31 protein-coding genes are annotated in these 24,832 nt (G+C 67.8%); 12 read left to right on the forward strand and 19 right to left on the reverse strand.

Annotation, left to right across the window (positions count from 1 at the left end; translation table 11 throughout):
- Positions 1 to 2: 2 nt before the first annotated feature.
- The 3 genes from lipA (at position 3) to ABZS29_RS23915 (ending at position 3,153) form a co-directional block, all read left to right on the forward strand.
- Complete coding sequence (lipA, locus tag ABZS29_RS23905; RefSeq protein ID WP_355464672.1) at positions 3 to 941, forward strand: lipoyl synthase; 939 nt, start codon at positions 3 to 5, stop codon at positions 939 to 941.
- 17 nt (positions 942 to 958) lie between these two features.
- Positions 959 to 1,654 (forward strand): DUF4191 domain-containing protein, encoded by a 696-nt coding sequence (locus ABZS29_RS23910; RefSeq protein ID WP_355464674.1) that lies wholly within the window; start codon positions 959 to 961, stop codon positions 1,652 to 1,654.
- Between the two features lie 218 nt (positions 1,655 to 1,872).
- Positions 1,873 to 3,153, forward strand: coding sequence for a cyclopropane-fatty-acyl-phospholipid synthase family protein (locus ABZS29_RS23915; protein ID WP_355464676.1), 1,281 nt, complete (start codon positions 1,873 to 1,875; stop codon positions 3,151 to 3,153).
- 1 nt (position 3,154) lies between these two features.
- On the opposite strand, the gene ABZS29_RS23920 is transcribed toward ABZS29_RS23915, so the two are convergent.
- Positions 3,155 to 3,625 (reverse strand): RDD family protein, encoded by a 471-nt coding sequence (locus tag ABZS29_RS23920; protein ID WP_355464678.1) that lies wholly within the window; start codon positions 3,623 to 3,625, stop codon positions 3,155 to 3,157.
- A 191-nt stretch (positions 3,626 to 3,816) separates the two neighbouring features.
- On the opposite strand from ABZS29_RS23920, the gene glnA reads away from it, so the two are divergent.
- Complete coding sequence (gene glnA, locus ABZS29_RS23925; RefSeq protein WP_355464680.1) at positions 3,817 to 5,241, forward strand: type I glutamate--ammonia ligase; 1,425 nt, start codon at positions 3,817 to 3,819, stop codon at positions 5,239 to 5,241.
- Positions 5,242 to 5,359: 118 nt separating this feature from the next.
- On the opposite strand, the gene ABZS29_RS23930 is transcribed toward glnA, so the two are convergent.
- From ABZS29_RS23930 to ABZS29_RS23955, 6 genes are all read right to left on the reverse strand, one after another.
- The gene (locus ABZS29_RS23930) at positions 5,360 to 5,854 is read right to left on the reverse strand and encodes an ATP-binding protein (protein ID WP_355465561.1); all 495 of its coding nucleotides are present in this window, start codon (positions 5,852 to 5,854) and stop codon (positions 5,360 to 5,362) included.
- The gene (locus tag ABZS29_RS23935) at positions 5,851 to 6,663 is read right to left on the reverse strand and encodes an alpha/beta fold hydrolase (RefSeq protein WP_355464682.1); all 813 of its coding nucleotides are present in this window, start codon (positions 6,661 to 6,663) and stop codon (positions 5,851 to 5,853) included. Before ABZS29_RS23935 ends, ABZS29_RS23930 begins: the two co-directional genes overlap by 4 nt.
- Positions 6,664 to 6,711: 48 nt before the next feature.
- Entirely contained in the window at positions 6,712 to 6,990 is a 279-nt protein-coding gene (locus tag ABZS29_RS23940) for a DoxX family protein (RefSeq protein WP_355464684.1), read from the reverse strand.
- Positions 6,991 to 7,155: 165 nt separating this feature from the next.
- Entirely contained in the window at positions 7,156 to 8,001 is an 846-nt protein-coding gene (locus ABZS29_RS23945; protein WP_355464686.1) for an ABC transporter permease, read from the reverse strand.
- On the reverse strand, positions 7,998 to 8,951 hold the full coding sequence (locus ABZS29_RS23950; RefSeq protein WP_355464688.1) for an ATP-binding cassette domain-containing protein: 954 nt from the start codon (positions 8,949 to 8,951) through the stop codon (positions 7,998 to 8,000). Before ABZS29_RS23950 ends, ABZS29_RS23945 begins: the two co-directional genes overlap by 4 nt.
- Positions 8,952 to 9,056: 105 nt before the next feature.
- Positions 9,057 to 9,650 (reverse strand): PadR family transcriptional regulator, encoded by a 594-nt coding sequence (locus tag ABZS29_RS23955; protein WP_355464690.1) that lies wholly within the window; start codon positions 9,648 to 9,650, stop codon positions 9,057 to 9,059.
- 214 nt (positions 9,651 to 9,864) lie between these two features.
- Between ABZS29_RS23955 and ABZS29_RS23960 the strand changes: the two genes are divergently transcribed.
- The 3 genes from ABZS29_RS23960 to ABZS29_RS23970 are packed head-to-tail and all read left to right on the forward strand — an operon-like array spanning position 9,865 to position 10,780.
- Complete coding sequence (locus ABZS29_RS23960) at positions 9,865 to 10,356, forward strand: DUF1990 family protein (protein WP_355464692.1); 492 nt, start codon at positions 9,865 to 9,867, stop codon at positions 10,354 to 10,356.
- Complete coding sequence (locus ABZS29_RS23965; RefSeq protein WP_355464694.1) at positions 10,353 to 10,628, forward strand: hypothetical protein; 276 nt, start codon at positions 10,353 to 10,355, stop codon at positions 10,626 to 10,628. Before ABZS29_RS23960 ends, ABZS29_RS23965 begins: the two co-directional genes overlap by 4 nt.
- Positions 10,625 to 10,780 carry a hypothetical protein gene (locus ABZS29_RS23970; RefSeq protein WP_355464696.1) on the forward strand — a complete coding sequence of 52 codons (156 nt, stop codon included), beginning with the start codon at positions 10,625 to 10,627 and terminating at the stop codon, positions 10,778 to 10,780. The genes ABZS29_RS23965 and ABZS29_RS23970 overlap by 4 nt, the downstream gene beginning before the upstream one ends.
- Here ABZS29_RS23970 and ABZS29_RS23975 read toward each other — a convergent pair.
- Complete coding sequence (locus ABZS29_RS23975) at positions 10,764 to 11,627, reverse strand: aldo/keto reductase (protein WP_355464697.1); 864 nt, start codon at positions 11,625 to 11,627, stop codon at positions 10,764 to 10,766. The genes ABZS29_RS23970 and ABZS29_RS23975 overlap by 17 nt on opposite strands.
- A gap of 76 nt (positions 11,628 to 11,703) precedes the next feature.
- Between ABZS29_RS23975 and ABZS29_RS23980 the strand changes: the two genes are divergently transcribed.
- The 4 genes from ABZS29_RS23980 (at position 11,704) to ABZS29_RS23995 (ending at position 14,369) form a co-directional block, all read left to right on the forward strand.
- Positions 11,704 to 12,270, forward strand: a complete 567-nt coding sequence (locus tag ABZS29_RS23980; protein ID WP_355464699.1) for a helix-turn-helix domain-containing protein — start codon at positions 11,704 to 11,706, stop codon at positions 12,268 to 12,270.
- A gap of 83 nt (positions 12,271 to 12,353) precedes the next feature.
- On the forward strand, positions 12,354 to 12,821 hold the full coding sequence (locus tag ABZS29_RS23985; protein WP_355464701.1) for a DUF4304 domain-containing protein: 468 nt from the start codon (positions 12,354 to 12,356) through the stop codon (positions 12,819 to 12,821).
- Complete coding sequence (locus ABZS29_RS23990; protein ID WP_355464703.1) at positions 12,760 to 13,068, forward strand: NUDIX domain-containing protein; 309 nt, start codon at positions 12,760 to 12,762, stop codon at positions 13,066 to 13,068. The genes ABZS29_RS23985 and ABZS29_RS23990 overlap by 62 nt, the downstream gene beginning before the upstream one ends.
- Before the next feature lie 260 nt (positions 13,069 to 13,328).
- Positions 13,329 to 14,369 carry an LLM class flavin-dependent oxidoreductase gene (locus ABZS29_RS23995; RefSeq protein ID WP_355464705.1) on the forward strand — a complete coding sequence of 347 codons (1,041 nt, stop codon included), beginning with the start codon at positions 13,329 to 13,331 and terminating at the stop codon, positions 14,367 to 14,369.
- Here ABZS29_RS23995 and ABZS29_RS24000 read toward each other — a convergent pair.
- Genes ABZS29_RS24000 through ABZS29_RS24020 form a run of 5 tightly spaced genes read right to left on the reverse strand, consistent with a single transcriptional unit; the run spans position 14,358 to position 18,201 of the window.
- Positions 14,358 to 14,912: a hypothetical protein gene (locus ABZS29_RS24000; RefSeq protein ID WP_355464707.1), complete on the reverse strand. Its 555-nt coding sequence runs from the start codon at positions 14,910 to 14,912 to the stop codon at positions 14,358 to 14,360. The genes ABZS29_RS23995 and ABZS29_RS24000 overlap by 12 nt on opposite strands.
- A complete protein-coding gene (locus tag ABZS29_RS24005) occupies positions 14,909 to 15,259 on the reverse strand; it encodes a PadR family transcriptional regulator (protein ID WP_355464709.1) in 351 nt (116 codons plus the stop codon). Before ABZS29_RS24005 ends, ABZS29_RS24000 begins: the two co-directional genes overlap by 4 nt.
- Positions 15,260 to 15,311: 52 nt before the next feature.
- Positions 15,312 to 16,931: a DUF6297 family protein gene (locus tag ABZS29_RS24010; protein WP_355464711.1), complete on the reverse strand. Its 1,620-nt coding sequence runs from the start codon at positions 16,929 to 16,931 to the stop codon at positions 15,312 to 15,314.
- Entirely contained in the window at positions 16,928 to 17,569 is a 642-nt protein-coding gene (locus ABZS29_RS24015; RefSeq protein WP_355464713.1) for an ABC transporter ATP-binding protein, read from the reverse strand. Before ABZS29_RS24015 ends, ABZS29_RS24010 begins: the two co-directional genes overlap by 4 nt.
- Complete coding sequence (locus ABZS29_RS24020) at positions 17,566 to 18,201, reverse strand: class I SAM-dependent methyltransferase (protein WP_355464715.1); 636 nt, start codon at positions 18,199 to 18,201, stop codon at positions 17,566 to 17,568. The genes ABZS29_RS24015 and ABZS29_RS24020 overlap by 4 nt, the downstream gene beginning before the upstream one ends.
- Positions 18,202 to 18,292: 91 nt before the next feature.
- Between ABZS29_RS24020 and ABZS29_RS24025 the strand changes: the two genes are divergently transcribed.
- Positions 18,293 to 19,273, forward strand: coding sequence for a carbohydrate kinase family protein (locus tag ABZS29_RS24025; RefSeq protein WP_355464717.1), 981 nt, complete (start codon positions 18,293 to 18,295; stop codon positions 19,271 to 19,273).
- Between the two features lies 1 nt (position 19,274).
- Here ABZS29_RS24025 and ABZS29_RS24030 read toward each other — a convergent pair whose 3' ends face one another.
- Genes ABZS29_RS24030 through ABZS29_RS24055 form a run of 6 tightly spaced genes read right to left on the reverse strand, consistent with a single transcriptional unit; the run spans position 19,275 to position 24,830 of the window.
- A complete protein-coding gene (locus ABZS29_RS24030; protein ID WP_355464719.1) occupies positions 19,275 to 19,955 on the reverse strand; it encodes a GntR family transcriptional regulator in 681 nt (226 codons plus the stop codon).
- A gap of 40 nt (positions 19,956 to 19,995) precedes the next feature.
- Positions 19,996 to 21,276: an alpha/beta fold hydrolase gene (locus ABZS29_RS24035; RefSeq protein WP_355464721.1), complete on the reverse strand. Its 1,281-nt coding sequence runs from the start codon at positions 21,274 to 21,276 to the stop codon at positions 19,996 to 19,998.
- Positions 21,273 to 22,097 (reverse strand): ATP-binding cassette domain-containing protein, encoded by an 825-nt coding sequence (locus tag ABZS29_RS24040; RefSeq protein WP_355464723.1) that lies wholly within the window; start codon positions 22,095 to 22,097, stop codon positions 21,273 to 21,275. Before ABZS29_RS24040 ends, ABZS29_RS24035 begins: the two co-directional genes overlap by 4 nt.
- Entirely contained in the window at positions 22,094 to 22,897 is an 804-nt protein-coding gene (locus ABZS29_RS24045; protein ID WP_355464725.1) for an ABC transporter ATP-binding protein, read from the reverse strand. The genes ABZS29_RS24040 and ABZS29_RS24045 overlap by 4 nt, the downstream gene beginning before the upstream one ends.
- Positions 22,894 to 23,877 (reverse strand): ABC transporter permease, encoded by a 984-nt coding sequence (locus ABZS29_RS24050; protein WP_355464727.1) that lies wholly within the window; start codon positions 23,875 to 23,877, stop codon positions 22,894 to 22,896. The genes ABZS29_RS24045 and ABZS29_RS24050 overlap by 4 nt, the downstream gene beginning before the upstream one ends.
- The gene (locus ABZS29_RS24055) at positions 23,874 to 24,830 is read right to left on the reverse strand and encodes an ABC transporter permease (RefSeq protein WP_355464729.1); all 957 of its coding nucleotides are present in this window, start codon (positions 24,828 to 24,830) and stop codon (positions 23,874 to 23,876) included. The genes ABZS29_RS24050 and ABZS29_RS24055 overlap by 4 nt, the downstream gene beginning before the upstream one ends.
- Between the last annotated feature and the right edge of the window lie 2 nt (positions 24,831 to 24,832).

Below are 24,832 nucleotides of genomic sequence, written 5' to 3' on the forward strand. Positions count from 1 at the left end.
GTGTGACGATCGCCCCTGAAGGACGGAAGCTACTCAGGCTCGAAGTGCGCAACGCGGAGACCCCGATCGAGCGCAAACCCGAGTGGATCAAGACTCGCGCCAAGATGGGCCCGGAGTATCAGGTTCTGTCGAAGCTGGTGAAATCCGAACAGCTGCACACAGTCTGTCAGGAAGCCGGCTGCCCGAACATCTTCGAGTGCTGGGAGGACCGGGAGGCGACGTTCCTCATCGGTGGCGACCAGTGCACGCGGCGCTGCGACTTCTGCCAGATCGACACCGGCAAGCCGGAGGACCTGGACCGCGACGAGCCGCGGCGGGTCGCCGAGTCGGTCCGCACCATGGGTCTGCGCTACGCGACGGTGACCGGTGTCGCCCGTGACGACCTCGACGACGGTGGCGCCTGGCTGTACGCCGAGACCATCCGGCAGATCCACGAGCTGAACCCCGGCACGGGTGTCGAGATGCTCGCGCCGGACTTCAACGCCGTACCGGAGCAGCTGGCCGAGGTGTTCTCCTCGCGGCCCGAGGTGTTCGCGCACAACGTCGAGACGGTGCCGCGGATCTTCCGCCGGATCCGTCCCGGCTTCCGCTACGAGCGTTCGCTCGACGTCATCACCCAGGCCCGCGACTACGGCCTGGTGACCAAGTCCAACCTGATCCTCGGCATGGGCGAGACCCGCGACGAGGTCAGCCAGGCGCTCAAGGACCTGCACGCGGCCGGCTGCGAGATCATCACGATCACCCAGTACCTGCGGCCGTCGGTGCGGCACCACCCGGTCGAGCGGTGGGTCCGGCCGGAGGAGTTCGTCGAGCTCCAGGACGAGGCAGGAGAGATCGGTTTCGCCGGTGTGATGTCCGGTCCGCTGGTACGGTCGTCGTACCGCGCCGGACGGCTGTACCGTCAGGCCGTCGAGTCACGTATGAACGCCCCGCAGGCATAGACCAGGACAAGGTAGAGATGGCCAAGAACGACGCGCCCGCCGAGAAGACCAGCCGGCTCCAGCAGATCCGGTCGGCGTACCAGCTGACCAAGAAGTCCGACCCCAAGGTCGGACTGGTGCTCGCCGGGATCTTCCTCGGCATCGTCGCGGTCTTCGTCGCGGTCGGGATCTTCGTCGGCCCGCTGCTGGTCTGGATCCCGCTCGGTGTCGCGCTCGGCTTCCTGGCCGCCACGGTCGTCTTCGGCCGCAAGGTCGAGAAGGCGGCGTACAGCCAGATCGAGGGACAGACCGGCGCCGCCGCCTCGGCCCTGCAGACGCTGCGCCGCGGCTGGAACGTGACGCCCGCGGTCGCGGTCACCAAGAACGCCGACATCGTGCACCGCGTCGTCGGCCGGCCGGGCATCGTCCTGGTCGGCGAGGGCCAGCCGAGCCGGGTCAAGAACCTGCTGGCCGCCGAGGGCAAGAAGCACACCCGGGTGGCCGGTGGCGCGCCGGTGATCACGCTGGTCGCCGGTCAGGGCGAGGACGAGATCGACATCCGCAAGCTGACCAAGCACGTGATGAAGCTCCCGGCCGCCCTGCAGCCGTCGGAGATCACCGACCTGCTCCAGCGGCTGAAGGCGCTCGACGCCGTCCGCCCGCAGGTTCCGATGCCGAAGGGCCCGGTGCCCTCCAGCATGAAGGGCGCCCGCCAGGCCATGAAGGGCCGCTGACCTACGCTCCGATCGGCCCCCGCTCACCTGCCTGGTGACGGGGGCCGACGCATGTCACCCGCGGTCACTGGTCTGTGCCGGAAAGGTGCGGGTAACCGAACGGCGATCGTGACGTTTCTCTAAGGGTGGGGATTTTCCTGTGCCTCGTGTCGCACCCGCCGGTCACCGATCGGCCTTAGAGTGCGGCCAGGACAGTTCGAGGGGTGAGGTAGACAGAGATGACGGATCTGATGCCGGCGGTGCACCAGCCGGTGGCCGAGACGTGGCCCACGCTGGCCAGACCGCGGTCGAACCCGGTCCGCCGGGTGGGAGCGCTGGCCGCGATCCGGATGATCGCCAAGGACCTCCCCGCCACCATCCACCTCGACAACAAGTCGTACGGCGCGGGCGGCCCGGCGATGCGGGTGCACCGCAGCGCGGCGTTCCTCGACCGGCTCGGGCAGGACGCCGGCTCCGGTTTCGGCGAGGCGTACCTGGCCGGTGACTGGGACCCCGAGCCCGGCACGGACCTGGCCGACCTGCTGGTCCCGTTCGCCGAGCGGTTCAGCAACGAGGAGACCCGGCACCTGCTGCCGAAGTGGGCGCAGTCCCTGCGCTGGCTGGTGACCCGCACCCAACCCGGCGACCAGGAGAACGACCGCGCCGGCGCCCGGGAGAACATCAGCCGCCACTACGACCTGAGCAACGCCATGTTCTCGGAGTTCCTCGACCCGACCCTGACCTACTCCGCGGCCTACTTCGGCACGCCGGATCCGACGGCCGGGCTCGCGGAGGCGTCGTACGACGAACTGAACCAGGCGCAGCTCAACAAGCTCGACGCGATCCTCGACGCGGCCGGTGTCCACTCCGGCTCCCGGGTGCTCGACATCGGTTGCGGCTGGGCCAGCCTCGCCATCCGCGCCGCCGAGCGTGGCGCCTGGGTCACCGCGATCACCATCGCCTCCCAGCAGGCGCTCCTGGCTCAGCGCCGGATCGCCGACGCGGGCGTGGGCGACCGCGTCCAGGTCGCGCTGCGCGACTACCGCGACCAGATCGGCGAGTTCGACGCCGTACTGAGTGTGGAGATGATCGAGGCGGTCGGCGAGAAGTACTGGCCGGTCTACTTCGACGCGATCGAGCGGCGGCTCGCGCCCGGCGGCGTCGCCGTCGTCCAGGCGATCGTGATGCCGCACGAGCGGATGCTGGCCACCCGCAACACCTTCACCTGGGTGCAGAAGTACATCTTCCCCGGCGGCCTGATCCCCTCGGTCAAGGTGATCGACGACGTCACCCGCCAGCACACCGGCCTCCAGACCGAGGTCCTGCGCCACCTCGGCGGCGACTACGCCCGCACGCTGCGGATCTGGCGCAACCGCTTCATCGAGCATTGGCCGGCCATCGCCGAGCTCGGCTTCGACGACACCTTCCGCCGGATGTGGGAGTTCTACCTCGCCTACTCCGAGGCCGGCTTCCGCACCAACTACCTCGACGACGTCCAGCTCCGGCTCACCCGGCGGTAGCTCAGCGTCGTACGACGATGGTGTTCGCGGCGCGGTCGTGCAGACCGCGGCGGTCGCGGTCGTAGACGACCGCGGGCAGGACCAGACACAGCAGTACGGCGCGGATCACGCCGCCGAGGAGTCCGACCTGAGCGGCGTACCCGGTGGCGTCGGGGCCGGACCGCAAGCTCAGGACACGCAGGCCGCACACCCGGTGACCGATCGTGCCGCCCGCCAGCCCGGCCAGGATCGCGGTCATACCGAAGAACGTGACCAGTTGCGCCGTACCGAAGTCGTTGCCGCCGGCCCAGATGGGCTTGCCGGTGACCGCGGAGGCGATCAGGCCCGCGATGAACCAGTCCAGCAGCAGCGCCAGAATGCGGCGGCCCCAGCCGGCCGCGGCGCCCGGACCATCCTCGGGAAGGCCGAGCCGATTGCCCGGATAACGGAACTCGCCGGAGGGTCCTGTGCCCGGCCGGGCCGATGATGCCATGATGGCTAGCCTACGGAAGCGTCCCTGACCGCCAACAGGCGGACTGGAACATCTCAGGGCGTGACCGGCGTACACCAGTGGGTCAGCGCGGACACGCTGGGCGTAACATCCGCGAAACATCGGGGTCACCGTCGAGTAATCGGCAGGCCCTACGTTCAGTTGTAATCTCTGAGCCACCCCGAGGAGTACGTATGTTTTCCAGCGCTGAGGAGCTGCTCGCCTACGTCAAGGACGAGGGCGTCGAGATCGTCGACGTCCGGTTCTGCGACCTGCCGGGCATCATGCAGCACTTCACCGTCCCGGTGTCGTCGTTCGGTCCGGAGGTCTTCGAGGACGGTCTGGCCTTCGACGGGTCGTCGGTCCGCGGTTTCCAGCAGATCCACGAGTCCGACATGAAGCTGCTGCCGGACCCGACCAGCGCCTACATCGACGAGTTCCGCAGCGCCAAGACGCTGGTGGTCAACTTCTTCGTGCACGACCCGCTGACCGGTGAGGCGTACTCGCGCGACCCGCGCAACATCGCCCGCAAGGCGCAGGAGTACCTGAAGTCGACCGGCATCGCCGACACCGCGTTCTTCGCTCCCGAGGCCGAGTTCTACGTCTTCGACGACGTCCGCTTCGAGACCAAGGCGAACTCCTCGCACTACTCCATCGACTCGGTCGCCGGCGCCTGGAACACGGGCCGCGTCGAGGACGGCGGCAACCGCGGCTACAAGGTCCGCTACAAGGGTGGCTACTTCCCGGTCGCGCCGACCGACCACTTCGGTGAGCTCCGCGACGACATCACGCTGGCCCTGGAGCGGTCCGGCCTGATCGTCGAGCGCGCCCACCACGAGGTCGGCACCGCGGGCCAGGCCGAGATCAACTTCCGCTTCGACGAGCTGCTCAAGGCCGCCGACGACGTGATGAAGTTCAAGTACATCGTCAAGAACACCGCCTGGCAGGCCGGCAAGACCGCGACCTTCATGCCGAAGCCGATCTTCGGCGACAACGGCTCGGGCATGCACTGCCACCAGTCCCTGTGGACCAACGGCCAGCCCCTGTTCTACGACGAGTCCGGGTACGGCGGCCTGTCCGACACCGCCCGCTGGTACATCGGCGGCCTGCTCAAGCACGCCCCGTCGCTGCTCGCCTTCACCAACCCGACGGTGAACTCCTACCACCGCCTGGTCCCCGGCTTCGAGGCCCCGGTCAACCTGGTCTACTCCTCGCGCAACCGCTCGGCCTGCATCCGGATCCCGATCACCGGCTCCAACCCCAAGGCCAAGCGCATCGAGTTCCGCTGCCCCGACCCGTCGGCCAACCCGTACCTGGCCTTCGCCGCCCAGCTCCTGGCCGGCCTCGACGGCATCCGCAACAAGATCGAGCCGGCCGACCCGGTCGACAAGGACCTCTACGAGCTCCCCCCGGAGGAGCACGAGTCCATCGCCCAGGTCCCCACCTCCCTCCCGGCCGTCATCGACGCCCTCGAGGCCGACCACGAGTTCCTCCTCGAAGGCGACGTCTTCACCTCGGACCTCATCGAGACCTGGATCGACCTCAAGCGCACCCAGGAAATCGCGCCGATCCAGCTGCGCCCGCACCCGCACGAGTTCGAGCTCTACTACGACGTGTAGGCCGCGATAGGCCTCTGACCTGCGGCGGAGTCATGATTCCGCCCCGGCGTTCCGTGGCTGTTCCGTGAGACCATCGACCCGTGCCGCCAGCACTGCACCCATGGCGGCGCGGGTCGACTCATCTGCGTCCGGCCAGAGGTGCCCGTCGCCCACACACGTGCTCGGTGGTCGCACAGTACGGCCGCTGCTTACCCATCCGGGCGACGTACGACGGCTGCACGGGTTCTTCGGCAGGATGCATGGCTGCGGAGGTTTCGTCCGACACCGCTTGTTGGCGAGTTCTGACACCGCCGGGCACGTGTCGATGCCGCGGATGTTGGTTTGCGTCGACGATGGCTGCGCATAGCCGGGGGTCGGCGAAGGTCTTGGTCCAGCCGCCGAAGGAGTCATTGGACGCGATCGCGACCGAGGCCTTCTCCTCACGCTCAGTGAGGAGAAGGAACAGGAGTTCCGCGCCGCGGCGGTCGAGTTGCCTGTAGCCGAGTCCGTCGATGCACAGCAGGTCGACCCGGCCGTAGCGGCCGCCGCCGACGACATCAACCTCGGCACCACCCGAAGATCTGCTTGCGCGGTGCCTAATCGGTCTTCCCGCACCACCTCGCGGGCCTCTCAGTGTTCGCTGCTGAAGAACCGTAGCAACAGTGGGCCGATGGTCTGTGGGTCGACGACGTGATCCGGCCCGTCGAGGGTCTCCCGTTGAGCGTGGGGTAGTAGGTCTGCAAGCTCGTCGGCTGCGCGGTCGAAGAAGTCCGAGGGCAGGCCTGCCATGTAGGGGACCGTGATCGGTCCTCCGGTGGTGACCAGGACCGGCTGGGTGACCGTTGCCAGTCGATCGGTCGGCAATTGGTAGCGGTTGTGGAAGACGCTGTCGTGGACCAGCGTGGGCGCGAGGGCGACCGAATCCGCCCAATGCGACGTCTGCTTGCCTGCCGCTTTCCTGGCCGCGATGTTGTCGTCGGAAGCGCCGGACAGGCGCATGAACAGTTCGAGAACCTCCTCGTCTCGCCCGGCATCGAAGGCGCGTCGGGTGTCCGCGATGTACTCCTCGAATCGCGGGCGTATGTCGTCCCCGACCGCGTAGGGCACCTCCCACACGGCGATCGCGTCGATGGCTGACCCGGCCGCGGCGGCTTCCAGCGCCAGCGCGCCACCAGAGGACGCCCCGGACAGGTGTGCCGAGCCACCCGCCTCCGCGATCAACGCATCCAGGTCCTCGATCTCTCTTTCCACGGCGTAGGGCTCGATGAAGCCGCTCGCGCCGCGTCCCCGACGGGCATAGTTGTAGACCGTGAAGTGCTCGGCGAGAGCAGGTACCAAGGGAGCGTTCTCGGCTCCGTCGTCCAGCGCGCCGCCTACCAGGACGACAGCAGGGCCGCTTCCCTTCCGGTCGTAGGCGATGGTGGTGCCATCGTTCGATGTCACGCGAAAGTCCATCTCGTTCATTTCACATCTCCGTTCGAGGGGTTTGTCTCAGCGCCTGAGCAGCGTGCCGACGACGGCCTCGGTGCGCGACCACCGCGCCCTTGCGATCACGGCCGCCACGACGAGAAGGGCGAGCGCCAGCCAAGGGCTCTGCTCGAGCACGAACTGATCGGTGATGACAGCACCGGTCAGCAATGCCGCCAACCCGAGACTGGCCAGGCCCGCCAGAGCCGGGATCAGGAGTCCAACCCCTCCCGCGACCTCCAGCGCTCCGACCAGGTACCGGAGCCACTGGCCGGCCCCGATGTCGGCGAACATGTCCACCATGACCGGGTCGCCGGCGAGCTTCGAGATTCCGCCGCCAGCACGACTTGCAGAATCCAGACCCCGATGCTGCTCGCCCGCCCGGGCGTGTGCGCAACGGTTTCCGAGTTGTTCTTGGGGATGGTGCTCATTCGGCTCTCCTTGTCGTGTCCGGGCCTGTAGCGGCAGCTACTTCTTGTTGCGGTAGAGGACCATGGTGATGGGACCGAAGACCGCGACGAGAAGTACGGACGAGACGAGCACCCAGCCGATTTCCCCGGCGGGCACCGAGCCGTCCATCAGGCCGCGTACCACGGTCGCCAGGTGGCTGATCGGGTTGAGCTCGACGACCGCCTGCATCCACCCGGGCATCGTCTTCGGGTCCACGAAGATGTTGCTCACGAACGTCAGCGGGAACATCACCATCATGCTGACCCCCGCCACCGAGTTCGGCGTGCGCAGGATCAGGCTGAGCATCGTCCACAGCCACGACAGGCAGAACGAGAACACCAGCAGCAGCGCGACCGACAGCACCACCCCGACGGCGCCACCCTCCGGCCGGAACCCCAGGACCAGTCCGAGCGTGATCACAGTCGCCGACCCGATCGAGTAGCGCATCACATCGCCGAGCAGGGCGCCGACCAGCGGCGACGGTCGCCACACCGGAAGTGACCTGAACCTGTCGAACACCCCCTTCTGGATGTCGGTGTTCAGCGTTATGCCGGTGTTCATGGTGATCATGACGTTCGCCTGCACCAGGATGCCCGGCAGCAGGAACTGCAGGTACTCCTGAGTCGACCCGGCGAGCGCGCCACCGAACAGGTAGGTGAACATCAGCGTGAACATGATCGGGAACATGGTCACGTCGACGAGCTGCTCGGGCACGTGTTTGATCTTCAGCAAAGCGCGCCAGCCGAACGTCAACGAGGTGAGCACCGGGCCGGGGCGCGACGGCCGCTCGCCGGCCAACAGCACACTGCGCAGCGCGTCCTCGGTGACCGGCGCCGACGCCTGTTCCGCGGTCGTGGCATTCATGCGGCAACCTCCTCGGCGGCGTGTCCGGTCAGGGTGAGGAACACCTCGTCCAGGCTCGGCTGACCGAGCGCGAACTCGGTGACGTCGATGCCGCTGCGGGACAGCTCGGCCAGGGCGCGGGCGACCCGCTCGGGGTCCGAGATCCGCGCGGACAGCGCGGCCGGGTCGGCGGACGGCTCGGCCGGCACCTCGAGGACGCCGGCGAGGACTCGTCCGGCCTCGGCCCGCTGCTCGGGCACACGTAGCCGTACGTGCAGCGAGCCGGCACCGACCGATGCCTTGAGCTCGCCACTCGAGCCCTCGGCGATCACCTTCCCGTGGTCGATCACCGCGATCCGGTCGGCCAGCTGGTCGGCCTCGTCGAGGTACTGCGTGGTCAGCAACACGGTGGTGCCCTCGGCGACCATGCCCCTGACGATCTCCCAGACCTGGTTCCTGCTGCGCGGGTCGAGCCCGGTCGTGGGCTCGTCGAGAAAGATCAGTTCGGGGGTGACGACCAGGCTCGCCGCGATGTCGATGCGCCGGCGCATCCCGCCGGAGTACTTCTTCACCTGCCGGTCGGCCGCCTCGGCAAGACCGAACGCGTCGAGCAAATCGGCCGCCCGCTCCCTGCCTCCCCGGCGTGAGTAGCCGAGCAGCCTGGCGAGCAGCAACAGGTTCTCCACCCCGGTGAGGTCCTCGTCCACCGACGCGAACTGCCCGGTCAGGCCCACCCTGCTCCGCACCGCCCGGGCGTCACGCACGACGTCGTAACCGAGCACTTGCGCCTCTCCAGCGTCCGGGCGCAGGAGCGTGGCCAGCATGCGGATCACGGTGGTCTTGCCTGCCCCGTTCGGACCGAGCACGCCGTACACGCCCCCCGCGCTCACGGCCAGGTCCACACCGGCGACCGCGTGGGTCTTGCCGAAGCTCTTCTTCAACCCTCTCGTCTCGATCGCGAGCTTTCCCATGCGTTCGACTCCTTCTCTCGGTCTTGCGAACCGATTGGTTGAGCGCTAGTCAAATTTGATTACTTGACCAATAGAGCACGAGGAGGAACGTCTAGTCAAGTTTGTCTAGTAGGGCATCTTGAGGTGATCGGAGACCGTTCGCCACGAACCCGGATCATCGGCCATGGTGTAGGCGCCCTCAGACAGTCGTTTGCTCAGGCTCTTCGCCCACTCCAGTTCGGTGCGTGCGTGTCCCGCCCACAGTTCGGCCTGCTCGCGGACGTGCTCGGGGGTGTCCCGATTGGGGTGTTCCCGCCACTTGGCCTGCTCTACGAGCTCCGCTTCCAGGCGCGCGACCCGCTCGTTGACGTGCGCGATGGCATCTGTCCTGGTCAGCATGGGCAACATGGCGATGGACGCGTTGAGCATGTCCGGGTCGTGGGTGCGCCGCAGACCGACACGGACCAGTTCGACTATCTCGTCACGTCCCCGAGCTGTCGCGCGGTACAGAACGCGCTCCGGCCCGGAGTTGCCCGGCTCGGCGTGTTCGGTGAGGAGGCCATCAGTCGCCGCCTTCTTCAGCGCGTGATAAACCGAGCCGGGCTTGATCTTGGCCCAAGTCTCCGCACCCCAGCTCTGCAGTTCGGACCGCACCTGGTAGCCATGCGCGCCGCCGGAGAGGTGCACGATACCGAGCACCAGGAGCTTCGTCGCCGACATGCGCCCCCTCCGCTCAATCTGCTCGGACTCGCTCCGCTTGCGCGCCCGCCAGGGTGTCAACTCCCACCAATACTAGGGTGCCCTCATGGTCCGGGTGGTGCAGCACTGACCTACAAACGGCGCTGATACCCATCCGCTTTCATGTGCGCACACCAGCTACGCACCGCCGGGTGGGCTTCGTCGTTTGCTGTGGCGACTGGAGTAGGTTCCGGGCATGACTGGTGTGACGTTGGCGGGGAGGATGGCGTCGTACGACGGGGGCGGGGTGACGCTTGCGGGTGGTGGGGTCGAGCGGAGTGCTTGCGTCGGGAGCGGGGACGCGGTTTGGGCGTCTGCGGGGCGCGAGGTTTTCAGGTGGGGAGTCAAGACTCGCAGTGGGTTCGAGGTTGCGGACGAGCGGTTGGTGGCCGTGGGCAACAGGTATTGGATTGTTGCTCGGATCGGGCCGCTGCGAGTGCGGGAGCCGGTCGAAGTGGTTGCTGTGGTGGATGAGGTGGATCGGAAGGGGTTTGCTTATCGGACGCTTGAGGGGCATCCGATTCGGGGCGAGGAAGCGTTTGAGGTGAGCCGTCGGGAGGACGGTTCCGTGTGGTTGACGGTCCGGTCGTTGACGCGGCCGGCGACGGGGGTGCGGCGGGTTGTGTACCCGCTGGCGCGGGTGGCGCAGGTCTTCTACCGCAGGCGTTATCTCCGGGCGTTGCGATGAGCTTCGTGTTACCGGCGGGGTGCACGTTGCCGGCGGTGGACGAGGCATGTGCTCGGGCGTGGCTGGGGGCGGTTCACGCGGTCGCGCGGCGTACGGCGTACGCCGTGTCGGGGGTGATGCAGTCGCCGGGACCGGGGCGAAACTACTACTCGGTGGAGCTTCGCGACGACGAGGTGATCCAGCTACGGCTGAATGTCCCGTTGCGATGGGTGGCCGCGGCGCGGGACCTGGAGCGGCTGGATGCAGCGTTCTGCGAGGTCCCGGGGCGGTGATCTTCCAGCAGGCAGGGTTCGTCGTGCCGGACGATCTCAACTCCCCAGTGCGAGCCGAGCACCTCGCAGAGCTGTCACCGGCCGAGCGTGCCGACGTGGACTACCACCAGCCGCCGTCGCTCGGGCACGTCGTCTTCAACTGGTTTGACTGAGGCCGTCCAGTTCGGCGAGCTCGTCAGCCGTCAGTACGACGTCCGCCGCGGAGAGGTTCTCCTCGAGGTGCGCGATGGAGCGAGTACCGGGAATAGGCGCGATGTGGTTGCTGTGGGCAAGCAGCCAGGCCAGGGCGATCGCAGCCGGGGTGACACCATGGTCACCAGCGATGCGCCCAACAATCGGGTGGTCGTTCGGCGACGGGAACTGCGGGAAGGCAGAACCCAGCGGGAAGTACGGCACCCAGGCGATCCCATGAGCCGCACAAAGGGCGAGCTCATCCTCGTGGGTTCGGTCGAGAACGCCGTACGCGTTCTGCACGCAGACAATGCCGACCGGCAGCGCATGCTCGATCTGAGCGGTGCTGACGTTACTGAGGCCGATGGCACCGATGAGACCTTCGTCGCGCAGGGCGATCAGCTCGGCGAGTTGATCGTCGATCGGTACGACGTTGACGCCGGACGCAATCAAGCCCGGCCCTTGGTCGGCGCGGCGGAGGTTGACGATCGGGACCTGGTCGAGGCCGAGGGTGGCGAGGTCGCGGTGGATCTGCGAGCGGAGTTCGTGCGGACGCTGGGCGAGCTCGAGCGGGAAGTCGCCTTCAATGTGCCGGGCGCCGACCTTGCTGACGATGACGAGATCCGCCGGGTACGGCGTCAGGGCCGCGCGAATGTGCTCGTTCACGGTGGCGTCGCCGTAGAAGGAGGCGGTGTCGAGGTGATTGACGCCGAGCTCGACGGCACGACGCAGTACGGCGGTCGCGGCGGAACGATCCACCTTTTCGAGCTGCATGGCGCCGTACCCGATGCGGTTGATCGGCCGGCCGGCGAGGGAGAGCGGGTCCATCTGCGATCCTTCCGGTAAAATGGAGGTTTCTCCGTTTCAGGGATCGACGATACACCAACTGGAGGTTTCTCCACTTATGCGGGCGGACGCGGCGCGGAAACGCGAGCAGGTGGTCGCGGCGGCGATCGACGAGTTGCACGATCTCGCCAAGGCGGCACGCAAGGGTGAGACGGTGCGCTTATCGCTCGACCAGATCGCCGCGCGCGCCGGAGTCGGCATCGCCACCCTCTATCGGCACTTCCCCACCAAGGAAGCTCTCCTGGAGGCGGTCTACCGCCAGGAGCTCACCCGCCTGTGCGACGCCGCGCCCAAGCTCGCGCAGACCGGTCCCGCGGACGCCGCACTGCTCGCCTGGATGACCAGCTACCTCGACTTCATCGACTCCAAGCGAGCAATGGGCGACAGCCTGCGCGCGATGATCGCCTCCGGCGCGATCATCCAGGCCGAAACGCGGCGCCGGGTCGCCGGCGCGATCAGCCACTTCCTGGAGGCAGGCGCGGCTTCCGGCGTACTGCGGCCCGACGTACCGGCCGACGACGTAGTTGCCGCGATGGTCGGCGGTGTCCTGGCAGCCGCACCCGACCAGCACCGGGAGCAGGCCGAACGACTCCTCGCCCTACTCGTCAACGGTCTCCGCCCCTGATGAGCCTCACGAAGAGAAGGAAGGGCAGCTGGATTCCATTGCTGGGTGGGCTTCGTCGACTCATCGGCAGCTAGCTTGTGATCATGCAGGGCAACTGGTTCCAGCGGACGGCACCTGCAGTTCCGGCGCAAGCTCTGTACGACGCCTTGGTGAAAGAGACGCTGAGCCCTGCACTCCGCGCTGCTGGGTTCAAGGGCTCCGCAGGCAGGTACTCGCTGCCATCCTCGGATTACTGGGCCCTGCTCGGCTTCCAGAGAGCGTCCGGCAGCACCGCCACCGAACTGCGGTTCACCATCAACCTCCTGGCCGTGAACAAGTCCGCCTGGAACGCAGCGAGGCATCAGCGCCCCCACCTGCCGGAGCGCCCAGCTGTCTCGGTTTCCTACGGAGAGCCGGCCTCATGGGTACGCATCGGCGAGCTCACCCCGGAGCGGGAGGAAAAATGGTGGCGCCTCTCTGCACGAACAGACCCGGCTGAGCTGGCCAAGGATGTCACCCACGACATCACCGAGTACGCACTCCCCTGGTTCCGGCGCCAACTCACTCGATGAGCAGCGCCAGGCACTTCGGCGTCATTGGGTGTGGCGGCAGACGGGGCGGCTCGTGCTGGCGCGGAAGGCTCGGGGGTCGTACGACGGGTTGTTGGATCTGACGGGTGGATCGCCGAAGGCGGGTGATTCCGCGGTCGAGACGGTGCGCGGGGAACTGCGGGAGGAGTGTGGTGTCGAGCTTGCGCCGATTCGACTGTGCAAGATTCGAGTTCCAGGTCGAGCGGGATTCCAATCGCGAGAACGGTGACTGCGCGGGAGTAGCGGATCGTGGCGGTCACCGCCCGGGGTGGACGGAGTGGTGCTTATGCCGCTATGTCGGCGGCGCCGGGAGTCCATTCGGCTGATCGACGAGTAGCCGACTGGTTCGGTCAGTTGCCCTCGGCGGGCCACCCCAGCCGGCCCGGGCGGGTAACGCCACCTGCACCACAAGCGAGCCGCGCGGGTGGGTTGACAACCGCACCGTGAGACAGCCCAATTGAAGTAAGTTGGTGGACATAATCTTGAATCATGACCGCCGAGTTCCTTTGGTACATCCCTAATCAGGTCGAGCCCGGGCACCGTGGTGATGATGCGACCAGTGGGCACAACAGCCTTGATCGGCTGACCGAGTTGGCGTTGCTCACTGAGCAGCATGGGTGGAGTGGGGCGCTGCTCGGGACAGGATGGGGGCGCCCAGACACCTTCACCGTGGCGGCTGCGCTAGCGGCTCGTACGACGACCTTCCGGCCGCTGGTGGCGATTCGGCCGGGGTATTGGCGGCCGGCGCACTTCGCGTCCGCGGCAGGCACACTGGATCAGCTGAGCGGCGGGCGGCTGCTGGTGAACATCGTGTCGGGGCAGGACAACCTCAAGGCGTACGGCGACTCCGAGGGTGACCAGGCTCAGCGTTATGCGCGCACGAAGGAGTTCCTGCAGCTGACCAGGCGGCTGTGGACCGAGGAGAACGTCACCTTCACCGGCGAGTACTTCCAGGTGACCGACTCCACGGTCGCCACCAGGCCCGTCGTACCGCCGAAGCTCTACTTCGGTGGGGCGTCTGAGGCGGCGCAGCGGGTCGCGGCGACTGATGCGGATGTGCAGTTGTTCTGGGGGGAGCCGCTGGACGGCATTGCTCAAAGGATCAGTCGGCTGCGCGAGCTTGAGGACGAGTTGGGCCGTGAGCACAAGCCGCTCGAGTTCGGTCTGCGGATCACCACGCTCGTGCGCGACACCACCGAGCAGGCTTGGGCCGATGCCGAGGCCAAGGTCGCGACCATGGCGGAGAATGCGGGCGACCGCGACCACCGCTGGTTCAAGGCGGTCGGGCAGCAGCGGCTGATCGACCTGGCCGCGCGCGGCGACGTACTCGACGACAACCTCTACACAGCCCCCGGCAAGTACGGCGGTGGCGGCGCCGGTACGACGTGGCTCGTCGGCTCCGCCGAGGACGTGGCGAAGTCGCTGAAGAAGTACCAGGATCTCGGCATCACGCACTTCATCCTGTCCGATACGCCGTACCGCGAGGAGACCATTCGCATCGGCGACCAACTGCTGCCGCTACTGCGTTGAACGGCCGGGCCTGCCGTTGCGAGCCAGTACGACGATCGACACGATCGGCCCCAGCAGCAGCAGGACGCCGAGCGGCCAGCCGACCGCCCTGGGCAGCGTGAAGCCGGCATCAACGGTCACCAGGACCTGGACCGACGCGTACCCGAAGGGCGTGACCAGCGTCCCCAGCCACTTCTCGCGAGTTGTCCAGCGATCCGAGGTCCACAGCAGGTACAACCCGGCGATCCAGCCGGCGAAGAACACATAGACCCCGAAGGGCAGCAAGCCGAAGACCGCGAGGTCGCGGGCGCGGAAGCGCGGCTGGGGTTGCGGGCGGTCGACCAGGACCAGGCCGTCGGTCGCGGCCGCGACGATATCGCGAGGGTCCCCCAGCTGCTTGAGCACCTGCCGGACGTCTTCCTCCGATGACGCGCCCGCTGCCCGCGCCTCGGCGATGTGCGAGGTGACATCCATCAGCAGATCGGTACGCCGTTCTTCGGGCAGCGGCTCGGCTGCCGTCACCAGCTCACTCACATACGCCGCGACCAGTCGATCCGCGCTCATTTCCGTCTCCCCTCGTTGCCGCGCCGCAAGATGGCGTCGACCGACGTTCGAAACCGATCCCAGTCCGTGGTGAAGTCGGCCAAGGCTTGAGTGCCCGACGGTGTGGACCGGTAGTAGCGCCGCGGCGGGCCTGACTCGGACTCGCGCCAACTGGTCTCGACGAGCCCTTCGCGCCGCAACCTGGCGAGCAGCGGGTAGATCGTGCCCTCCGTGGTGACCATTCCGTCGATCTCGCCGAGCTCCTTCACCAGGTCGAACCCGTACCGCTCCTCACCTTGCAGCAGCGCCAGCACGCAGTACTCCAGCGTCCCGCGCCGCAGCTGGGTGAAGACCTTCTCCGCTACCATGCGATACAAGGTACCTGTCCACGCAAAGATAAGCCAACCGCAGCGGTCGAACTCAGTCGGTCTTCGGGCGGACGGCGAACATCACGGCCAGCACGAAGCCCGGGATCGACAGCAGCCACGTCGAGCTGAGGCCGAGCAGCACCGGCGCCAGGCAGATCAGCAGTACGTCGAATCCACGCATCGGCTGCGAGAACAACCCCGGCGGGATCGCGCCCATCGGCGAGGCGACCAACGGCCCGGCGTACGACGGCGGCCGCGCCGACGCCTGGCGGACCGCGCCTGCGATGATGCCGGCTCCGACCGCGAACGTGGCGGCTCCGCTCCCGAGGATCGGGTACGCCGCGAGCGCCCAGACGATCGTGATCAGCCCGGGCGCGATCGCCATCAGGATGCGAAGTTCGCGCAGGTCGTAGCCGAGCGCGCGGACGAGTCCCTTCGACCGGCACACCGACCGCAGTCCGTCCATCAACGGCCGGATGGCGGCGAAGCCGGCGAACCCGGCGGCGATCGGTACGAGTGGATCGAACCCGGCGCCGGCCACGGCGTACGGGACCACGAGCAACGCGAACGCCATCACGAGCCGCCGCGGCCAGCGCAGGATCCGCACGAACTCGCGGTGGATGAGGGCGCCACCATGAGCCCCACGACCCCGCCGCGTACGAGCCCGGCCACGCAACCGCCAGTGCCGCCCGGAGACCACGTCCGCCAGCATGCTCGGGTCCAGGGTGGAGGCCGCGCCTGCCAGTCCCGCCAGCAGCTCGCCGCCCGCGATCACGGTTGTCCGGCTCAGCCGCCCAAGCGTCCGCGCGGTGAGCACAACCAGCGCGAGCACGACGACGAGCGCGGCGGCCCCAATCACCAGCAACCGCACATCCCCGGAGCTCAACGCCGGCTCCTGCTCGTACACATTTCGGGCCCTCGCGTACCAATGCTCCGTGGTCGGCCCTGCAAGCGGGAAGCCGCTGCCCTCGCGTAGGCCCCAACCTTGCCCGATCACGACGTTCGCGGTCTGGACCTTCACCGGGTCCCTGAAGCGCTGGACAGCCAGCCACACCGCCGGCACCACCGCGACCACCAGCAGCAGGTCAGCCGCGCGCAGCGTCCACCACGTCCGCCGCTCGGTCTGCTGCGCCCACACCGTCACACACGCCGCACAAATCATCAGCGCGGTCGTCACGATCGACATCTCCGCGAGCGACGTGAACGGCGAACCAAGCACAGCCCACGCCACCGTCGCTACGACACCACCCAGCACCGCCGTACCGGCGATCGCCTTCCAGTACGTCGGACGCAGCATCGCACTGCGGTTGACCGGCGTACCGAGCAGCCAGAAGCCGGTCGCCTGCGAGGCGGAGACCGGGCCGATGCTCACGAGCACCCGCAAGGTGGTTGCCACCAGCAACGGGATCAGGATGTACGGGATCACGCTCCACAACCGCATGCAGTGCAGCGAGTCGCAGGTCGTCATGTCGGCGTTCAGGTGCTTGACGACGTTACCGCCGGTCGCGCCGAGCATGGCGAGCGTGAAGATGACCAGGTAGACATCCTCGAACAGCTGCCCGAACGAGCGGTCCGCGTGCTTCCGCCGGGTCTCCCGCATCCACTTCCGCAGCGCCCGCGGCGCCGGAATCGCGCCGAAGTCCGCGGGGTCGAACACCACCGGTTCACTCATGGCAGCGGCGTCAGCGTCACGATCGAGTCCGCGACCGCCTCGACCAAACCAGGATCATGGCTCGCGAACAGGATCGACGTACCGGACTTCTTCTCTTCGATCAGCCGCTCGGACAGCCAGCGCACGCCGTCGACGTCCAGCCGGGCCTCGGGCTCGTCGAGGACCATCAGCTTCCGCGGGCGCACCAAGGCCGTCGCCAGCGCGAGCCGTCGGCGTTGACCCGACGACAACGAGCCCGGCAGCTGGTCGGCGGCCGGCAACAGCCCGATGTCGTCCAGCAACGTGTCGACGAGGTCCTCGGGCGTCGGGTTGCCGTGGGCGCGGGCGAGCAGGTCGAGGTGCTCGGCCGCGGTGAGGTCGGGGAAGAAGTCGAGGTCGTCGAGCAGGGTGGCGACGTCGCGGCGAACGACGTCGGACCGCTCGTCGATCGGCTGACCGTCGAGCAGGATGGTGCCCGCCGCCGGTTCGGCCGCGCCGACGATGCACTTGAGCACGGTGGTCTTGCCGGCGCCGTTCGGGCCGACCAGAGCGACCGCCTGGCCGGGCTTCAGCGTGAAGGTGAGGCCCTCGATCACCGGCCGGTCGCCGTACTTGTGCTGCAGGTCCGTGATCGCCAGCCGCGGCGTCGCCTTGCTCACTTCTTGCGGACCAGGGTCAGTCCGTCGCCGATCCCGAGGATCGTGACGTCGACGCGCTTGTCGGCGGCGATGTGCGCGTTGAACTCCTTGCGGTCGGCCGGACCGTCGGCGTTCACGACGCGGCCGCCGGCCAGCGTGTTGTCGAACAGCAGGATCCCGTTCGGCCGGATCAGCGGAACGAGCTTCTCGAAGTAGTCGACGTACCCGGGCTTGTCGGCGTCGACGAAGGCCAGGTCGAACGATCCCTCCAACGCCGCCGCGAGCGCGTGCCCGTCGCCGATCCGCAGCTCGATCTTCTCGCTCACCCCGGCGCGCTCCCAGTACCGGCGGCCGATCGCGGTCCACTCCTCGCTGGCGTCCAGGCAGATCAGCTGCCCGTCGTCCGGCAGGCCGCGGGCGATCGCCAGCGCGGAGAAGCCGGTGAAGGTCCCGATCTCGACCGCCCGGCGCGCCGAGATCAGCCGGGTCAGCGTGGTCAGCAGCCCCGCCTGGTCGGCCGTGGTCAGCATCTCGGCGACGTCACCGAGCGCCCGGGTCTCGGCCACCAGCTCGGTCGCGATGTCGTCCAGCGGTGTGCCGTGCGCCACCATGTAGTCGTGCAGCTCGTCAGTTACCTGAACTTGGGAGCCCATCAGTACGCCTCCATGTATTAGAACGGTCGGCTGTAGTCTCTATGGGTTGTCCAAAAGCCGCACAAGCACCCCACCCGAGGAGCACACCCGCATGCAGATCGCCGTCGCCGGATCGATCGCGACCGACATCCTGATGACGTTCCCCGGGCGGTTCAAGGACCAGTTCCTCGAAGAGCAGATGCACAAGGTCTCGCTGTCGTTCCTGGTCGACGAGCTGGTCGTGCACCGCGGCGGGGTCGCCGCCAACATCTGCTACGGGATGGCCCAGCTCGGCCGCCCGTCGCTGCTCCTGGGCTCGGTCGGCGCGGACTTCGCCGAGTACGGCGCCGCCCTCACCGAGGCCGGTGTCGACGTCTCCCACGTCCGCGTCTGCGAGAACGTGCACACCGCCCGCTTCACCTGTACGACGGACCTCGACGCGAACCAGATCGCCTCGTTCTACACCGGCGCGATGGCCGAGTCCCGCGAGCTCGACCTGGCCGCGATCCACCAGGCCGTGGGCGGGATCGACCTGGTCCTGGTCGGCGCCGACGACCCCGCGGGCATGCTCAAGCACACCGAACTGGCCCGCGCGCACGGCATCGCGATCGCCGCGGACCCGTCCCAGCAGCTCGCCCGGATGGACGGTGCCGACATCCAGCGCCTGATCGACGGGGCGGAGTACCTGTTCAGCAACGAGTACGAAGCCGGCTTGATGGTGCAGAAGACCGGCTGGAGCCACGACGAGATCCTCAGCAAGGTCGGTGTCCGGGTGACCACCCACGGTGGCGACGGCGTCGTGATCGAGAACGCCGACGGCATCCTCACCAAGGTCCCCGCGGTCCCGGCACCCGGTCTGGTCGACCCGACCGGCGGCGGCGACGCCTTCCGCGCGGGCTACCTGACCGGCCGCGCCGCCGGCCTCGAGCACGAGGTCTCGGCCCAGATCGGCTGCACCCTGGCGACGACCGTCCTGGAAACCGTCGGCACCCAGGAGTACACGCTGGACCGCGGCAAGTTCCTCGAGCGGATGTCCAACGCGTACGGCGCCGACGCCGCCGACAGCGCTCAGCAGGCGCTCAACCTGTCCTGAATCAAACGGAGCGGGCCCACAGCCCGCGGACGTGCCCGATGTGGCGGCGCATGAGTTGCTCAGCGCCGTCACCGTCGCGCGCCTCAACCAGCTCGACCAGCTCATGGTGCTCCTCGGCCGACGCGACCAGGCGCCCGCTCTCGACCAGCGGGGTGAGCCCCAGCAGCCGAGTCTGGGACCGCAGATCCGAGACGACGTCGACGAGCTTCTGGTTGCCCGAGTACGCGAGCAGCGTGACGTGGAAGACCCGATCAGCCTCGATATAAGCGATCAGATCGCCGGCCTCGGCCGCCACCACGATGTCATCGGCCAGCCGCCGCAGCTTCGGGAAGTCCGCGGCCGGAATCACCGGTACGACGTCGCGCACCGTCGGCGGTTCGATCAGCTGGCGCAGCGCCGCCAGGTTGTCCAGGTCCTCCTCGGACACCTCGGTGACCCGGAAGCCCTTGTTCCGCAGCGAGATGACCAGGCCCTCCCGGACCAGGTCGAGCATCGCCTCGCGGACCGGTGTCGCGGAGACGCCGAAGCGGGCCCCGAGCATCGGCGCGGAGTACACCTCCCCCGGCTCCAGCTCACCGGAGATGACCGCGGCCCGCAGCGCGTTCGCCACGCTGTCGCGCAGGTTCTCGCGCTGGTCCAGCCGCCGGACACTCGGCAGCGGCCCGATCGAATCGGCAGCCATTCCCACCTCCCTGGTCGCCGCCTATTGTCCTGTACGACGCTCAGCGAGCCGCGACGCCACCCCCGACCGACCGAACCAGCTCGGTCAGCCGCTCGAACACCCGCGCCGTACCGAGACCGTCGTGCTCGTACTCGTTCGTCACCCACGCCTGCACGTTGCCGACCCGGCGCGCAGTATCGAGCTGCAGCCCGGAGTCGACGTACATGTCGTCGAAATACACCGCAGCAGCAACCGGTACGTCGTTCGCCGCCAGCCGCTCGACGTCGTACAGCTCGGGCCAGTGCGGCCGCTGCGCCAGCCGCTCGACCGCCCCCTGATACGGCCGCAATCCGCTGATTTCGGCGAACATCCAGGGGTACATCATCTCGCCGGTCAGCAGCAGCGGCCGCGCGTCCTCGGCGAACTCCGGATGCCGCGCCCGCTCCGCCTCGGCCGCCCAACCGGTCGCACCGTCACCCGAGCCGTAGATGCTCTCCTGCAGCGCCGCGAACAACGGATTCGTCCGGTACGACGACAGTCCGCGCACCTGCTCGAGAAACGTCTCGGAGAGGTCGTCGCCGTCGAAGGCTTCGTCGACGAGCCAGTGGATCCGCTCGAACCCGGGCTTCATCCCGAAGTCGATGCCGAGCGACTGGAACCGGCGTACCGTCAACCGGTCCCCGTCGGCGAGCCGCACGTCGGCGGCGGCCAACCGGTCCGCGATCCGGCCGATCCGCTCGACGTCATGCGGGAAGCGGGCGTAGTACTCGCGGTTCTTGGCGGCCGTCCGGGGATAGGTGCGCCGGTACACCTCGGCCGCGGACGGCTCCAGCCCGGGCAGCCCGCCGGTCACATAGCAGGCCGTCAGCCCCTCGGGCGCGTTCGACAGATAGGCCAGCGTCAGGAAGCCGCCGTAGCTCTGGCCGAGCGTCGACCACCGGCGACCCCCGAAGACCGTCTTCCGCAGGTGCTCCGCGTCCGCCACGATCGAATCGGCCCGGAAGCACGCCAGATAGTCGGCGCCCTCGTCGGCCGACATCGACGCCATCCGCCGGCCACTGACCGGCGTACTGCGACCGGTACCGCGCTGATCCATCAGGATCACCCGGAAGGTCTTCAGTGCGTGCGTGATCCAGGGCATCGAACCCACCGGCCGCGGACTCTTCCCGCCCGGTCCGCCCTGCAGGAACAGCAGGCACGGCAGGTCCTCGTCCTTGCGCACCGGTTCGACGAGCTCGCGCGCGAAGACGGTGATCGACTCCGACGACGGATCCGACCAGTCCAGCGGGACCTCGACCGTGTGCTCCCGGACCTGCAGATCGGGAATCGTATAGCTGATCACTGCGTCACCTTTCGCTGCCGCCGCTTGGCGTCCCACTCCGGATTGATCCGCGGTACGGCGGCCAGCAGCGTCCGCGTGTAGTCGTCCTGCGGATCGCCGAACACCTGGTCCCGGGGACCGAGCTCGACGATCCTGCCCTGGTTCATCACGGCCACCCGGTGGCAGATCTGCCGGACCACGGCCAGATCGTGCGCGATGAAGATGTAGCTGAACCCGCTCTCCGCCTGAAGCCGCATCAGCAACTCCAGGACCTGCGCCTGGATCGACACGTCGAGTGCCGACACCGCCTCGTCGCAGATCACCAGCTTCGGGTTCACGGCGAGCGCACGAGCAATGCCGATCCGCTGCGCCTGCCCGCCCGAGAACTGCGCCGGATACCGCTGGCTATGGTCAGGATTCAATCCGACCCGCTCCATCAGCTCCTGCGCGACGGCTCGATAGCCCCCGACCGGCTTGATGCCCTGGTAGCTCAGCGGCGCGGTGATGATCCGCTCCACGGTGTAGCGCGGGTTCAGCGACGAGAACGGATCCTGGAAGACGACCTGGACGTTGTTGCGGAAGCGCGCCAGTTCGTTGCCGCGGGCCCGCGTTACGTCCTCGCCGTCGAACAGCACCGTCCCTCGCGTCGGATCCAGCAGCCGAGCCGCGATCCGCGCGGTGGTCGACTTGCCGCTCCCCGACTCCCCCACGACCGCGAGCGTCTCACCGAGGTCGACGTCGAAGCTGACATCGTCGACCGCGGTGAACGTCGACTTCCGCGCCACCGCACCGCCGCGGGTGGTGAACTCCTTGACCACTCCCTGCACCTGCAGCAACGTCATGACGCAACCTCGTCGTCGATCCTCGGTACGGCGTCCAGCAGCATCCGCGTGTAGTCGTGCTGCGGGTCGGAGAACACCTGCTCGGCGGTTCCGTACTCGACCGGATCACCGGAGCGCATCACCAGCACCCGCTGGGCGATCGAACTGATCACCGCCAGGTCGTGGGTGATGAAGATCATCCCGGTCCCGGTGGACGACTGCAGTTCGGCCAGCAGCTCCAGGATCTGGGCCTGCACGGTCACGTCCAACGCGGTCGTCGGCTCGTCCGCGATCAGCAGCGACGGCGAACAGCACAACGCCATCGCGATCATCACGCGTTGCCGCATCCCACCGGAGAACTGGTGCGGGTACTGATCGATCCGTCGGCCGGCATCGGGGATCCGGACCTGCTCCAGCGCCTCGATCACCACCTGCCGGGCCGCCTTCCGGGATCCGCCCCGATGCGTCCGGTACATCTCCTCGATCTGCAGTCCCACTGTGTAATAGGGGTTCAGCGAGGACAGCGGGTCCTGGAAGACCATCGAGATCGCGTTCCCGCGGATCGGCCGCAACTCGCGATCCGAGCGCCCCAGCAGCTCGGTGCCGTCCAGTCGCACGCTGCCCGACGTACGGGCTCCTCGGGGCAGCAGGCCGAGCACAGCCAGCGCCGTCATCGACTTGCCCGACCCGGACTCGCCGACGATGCCGAGTGTCTCGTCCCGGCCGACCGTGAACGACACGTTCTTGACCACGTCGACCGGACCGCGGCCGGTCGGCAACGTGACGGTCAGATCCTCGACCACGAACAGTTCGTCGCTCATGCGGACACCACCCGAACTCGCGGATCCAGTGCGGTGTAGACGAGGTCGACCACGACGTTGCCGATGACAACGAAGAAGGCGGCCAGCAAGGTCACCGCCATGATCACCGGCTGATCGTTCTTGGCGATCGAATCGGCGGCCAGCTTGCCGATCCCGTTCAGCCCGAACACAGTCTCGGTGATCAGCGCACCGCCGAGCAGGCCGGCGAAGTCCATCCCGAAGATGGTGGCGATCGGAGTCAGGGCCGGGCGCAACGCGTGCCGCCGCATGATCAGCGAGCCGCCCAATCCCTTGGCCCGCGCGGTCCGGAAGTAGTTCTCCGACAGAGTGTCGATCACGTTGCTCCGGGTCAGCCGCGCGTACAGACAGGCGTAGCCGACGGCGAGAACCACCCACGGCATCAGGTACGACTCGAACCACACCACGGGATCGTCGCCGAACGCCGGTGCCGAGGGGAACGGCAGCACCTGAAGCTTGACCACCAGCACGTACTGCAACACCAGCGCCAGCACGTAGTTCGGCACGCTCACACCGCCGAGGGCCAAGGCCATCGCCGTACGGTCCCACCAAGTGCCTTGTTTGACGGCGCTGACCAAGCCACCGATCACCCCCGCCAGCAACCACAGTACGGCGGCGCCGACAGCAACCGTGATGCTGACGGGGAGCCGGCTGGTGATCATCGCCCAGACCGACTCGTTGGTCTGGAAGCTGTAGCCCAGACAGGGCGCCGAGCAATGCACCGCGCCGTAATCGCGGCCGGCGACAATCCCCCGGAGGAAGTCGAGGAACTGGGTGAGGATCGGCTGGTTCAGCCCGAGCACCGAACGAATCGAGTCGATCCGCTCCGGCGTACAGGTCTTGCCGCAGATCATCACCGCCGGGTCCGGCGAGAGCTTGAAGAAGATCAGATAGGTGAACAGGCACACGGCCAGCAGGATGACGACGACCCCACCGAGCCGGGCCAGAACGTAACGCGTCATGCTGCCGCCCCCTGGTCGATCGCGGTGCGGATCTTGTCGCCGAGCACAGTGAGCGACAGCACCGTCAGGAACAGGAAGGCGCCGGGGATCGCGAAGAACATCGGGTCGACCGAGTACCAGCTCACCGAACTGGAGATCATCTGGCCCCACGATGCGGTTGGCGGTGAGACCCCGACGCCGAGGAAGGACAGCCCGGCCTCGGTGCCGATGTAGCCGGGGATCGCCAGCGTCGTCATCACGACGATCGAACCGCGCAGGTTCGGCAGGATCTCGCGGAACACCACCTGCAGGTCCTTGGCACCGGAGGCTCTGGCCGCCTCGACGAACTCACGCCCGGCCAGTGTCATCGTCTGCCCGCGAATCACCCGGGCCAGGTACGGCCAGCCGAAGACGCTGATCACCACGACCAGTAGCACCGGGCGGTTCCCGGCCGGCAGCGACGACAGGATCGCGATCATGAAGATCAGCGCCGGGAACGCCATCAGGAAGTCCATCACCCGCGAGATCACCTGGTCGACCCAGCCGCGATAGAAACCGGCGAGCATCCCCAGGACGACGCCGAGCACGCCGGTCAGCACGGTCGCCGCCAGCGAGATCGTGATCGACACGCGAGCGCCGTACACGATCCTGGCGAAGAGGTCGCGGCCGTTCTGCGGCTCGACGCCGAACCAGTGCTCGCCGCTGATGCCGCCCAACGCACCACGCGGGACACCGCCGAGCGAGGAGTCGATCGCAGCCGAGTCGAACGCGTACGGTCCCCAGCCGCTGAGCTTGGTGATCAGCGGCGCGGCCACCGCCATCAGGACCACGATCGCCAGGAACGTCACGCAGGCGAGCGCGCCCTTGTCCCGGGTGACGATCCTGAGGATCCGCCGGGCCGAGGCCGGGGAACCACCGGCCGCCGCCGGGGTTCCCACCTCCTCGACCTCGAGCAACGTCGGGGTCGTTGTCATCG

This window comes from Kribbella sp. NPDC005582 (genome assembly GCF_040605415.1).
Lineage (GTDB): Bacteria > Actinomycetota > Actinomycetes > Propionibacteriales > Kribbellaceae > Kribbella.

Bases quoted from the DNA above. Each gene is read 5' to 3' on its own strand.
- ABZS29_RS24040 (WP_355464723.1), bottom strand. From the start codon at position 22,097: ATGACGTTGCTGCAGGTGCAGGGAGTGGTCAAGGAGTTCACCACCCGC.
- ABZS29_RS23955 (WP_355464690.1), bottom strand. From the start codon at position 9,650: ATGTCGGCGACGAAGCTCCTGGTGCTCGGTATCGTGCACCTCTCCGGC.
- ABZS29_RS24000 (WP_355464707.1), bottom strand. From the start codon at position 14,912: ATGAGCGCGGATCGACTGGTCGCGGCGTATGTGAGTGAGCTGGTGACG.
- glnA (WP_355464680.1), top strand. From the start codon at position 3,817: ATGTTTTCCAGCGCTGAGGAGCTGCTCGCCTACGTCAAGGACGAGGGC.
- ABZS29_RS23940 (WP_355464684.1), bottom strand. From the start codon at position 6,990: ATGGTGGACATGTTCGCCGACATCGGGGCCGGCCAGTGGCTCCGGTAC.
- ABZS29_RS23975 (WP_355464697.1), bottom strand. From the start codon at position 11,627: ATGGACCCGCTCTCCCTCGCCGGCCGGCCGATCAACCGCATCGGGTAC.
- ABZS29_RS23990 (WP_355464703.1), top strand. From the start codon at position 12,760: ATGTCACCCACGACATCACCGAGTACGCACTCCCCTGGTTCCGGCGCC.
- ABZS29_RS23945 (WP_355464686.1), bottom strand. From the start codon at position 8,001: ATGAATGCCACGACCGCGGAACAGGCGTCGGCGCCGGTCACCGAGGAC.
- ABZS29_RS24045 (WP_355464725.1), bottom strand. From the start codon at position 22,897: ATGAGCGACGAACTGTTCGTGGTCGAGGATCTGACCGTCACGTTGCCG.
- ABZS29_RS23980 (WP_355464699.1), top strand. From the start codon at position 11,704: ATGCGGGCGGACGCGGCGCGGAAACGCGAGCAGGTGGTCGCGGCGGCG.
- ABZS29_RS24050 (WP_355464727.1), bottom strand. From the start codon at position 23,877: ATGACGCGTTACGTTCTGGCCCGGCTCGGTGGGGTCGTCGTCATCCTG.
- ABZS29_RS24005 (WP_355464709.1), bottom strand. From the start codon at position 15,259: ATGGTAGCGGAGAAGGTCTTCACCCAGCTGCGGCGCGGGACGCTGGAG.
- ABZS29_RS24030 (WP_355464719.1), bottom strand. From the start codon at position 19,955: ATGGCTGCCGATTCGATCGGGCCGCTGCCGAGTGTCCGGCGGCTGGAC.
- ABZS29_RS23985 (WP_355464701.1), top strand. From the start codon at position 12,354: ATGCAGGGCAACTGGTTCCAGCGGACGGCACCTGCAGTTCCGGCGCAA.
- ABZS29_RS23920 (WP_355464678.1), bottom strand. From the start codon at position 3,625: ATGGCATCATCGGCCCGGCCGGGCACAGGACCCTCCGGCGAGTTCCGT.
- ABZS29_RS24055 (WP_355464729.1), bottom strand. From the start codon at position 24,830: ATGACAACGACCCCGACGTTGCTCGAGGTCGAGGAGGTGGGAACCCCG.
- ABZS29_RS23965 (WP_355464694.1), top strand. From the start codon at position 10,353: ATGAGCTTCGTGTTACCGGCGGGGTGCACGTTGCCGGCGGTGGACGAG.
- ABZS29_RS23960 (WP_355464692.1), top strand. From the start codon at position 9,865: ATGACTGGTGTGACGTTGGCGGGGAGGATGGCGTCGTACGACGGGGGC.
- ABZS29_RS24025 (WP_355464717.1), top strand. From the start codon at position 18,293: ATGCAGATCGCCGTCGCCGGATCGATCGCGACCGACATCCTGATGACG.
- ABZS29_RS24010 (WP_355464711.1), bottom strand. From the start codon at position 16,931: ATGAGTGAACCGGTGGTGTTCGACCCCGCGGACTTCGGCGCGATTCCG.
- ABZS29_RS23910 (WP_355464674.1), top strand. From the start codon at position 959: ATGGCCAAGAACGACGCGCCCGCCGAGAAGACCAGCCGGCTCCAGCAG.
- ABZS29_RS24020 (WP_355464715.1), bottom strand. From the start codon at position 18,201: ATGGGCTCCCAAGTTCAGGTAACTGACGAGCTGCACGACTACATGGTG.
- ABZS29_RS23950 (WP_355464688.1), bottom strand. From the start codon at position 8,951: ATGGGAAAGCTCGCGATCGAGACGAGAGGGTTGAAGAAGAGCTTCGGC.
- ABZS29_RS23915 (WP_355464676.1), top strand. From the start codon at position 1,873: ATGACGGATCTGATGCCGGCGGTGCACCAGCCGGTGGCCGAGACGTGG.
- ABZS29_RS23995 (WP_355464705.1), top strand. From the start codon at position 13,329: ATGACCGCCGAGTTCCTTTGGTACATCCCTAATCAGGTCGAGCCCGGG.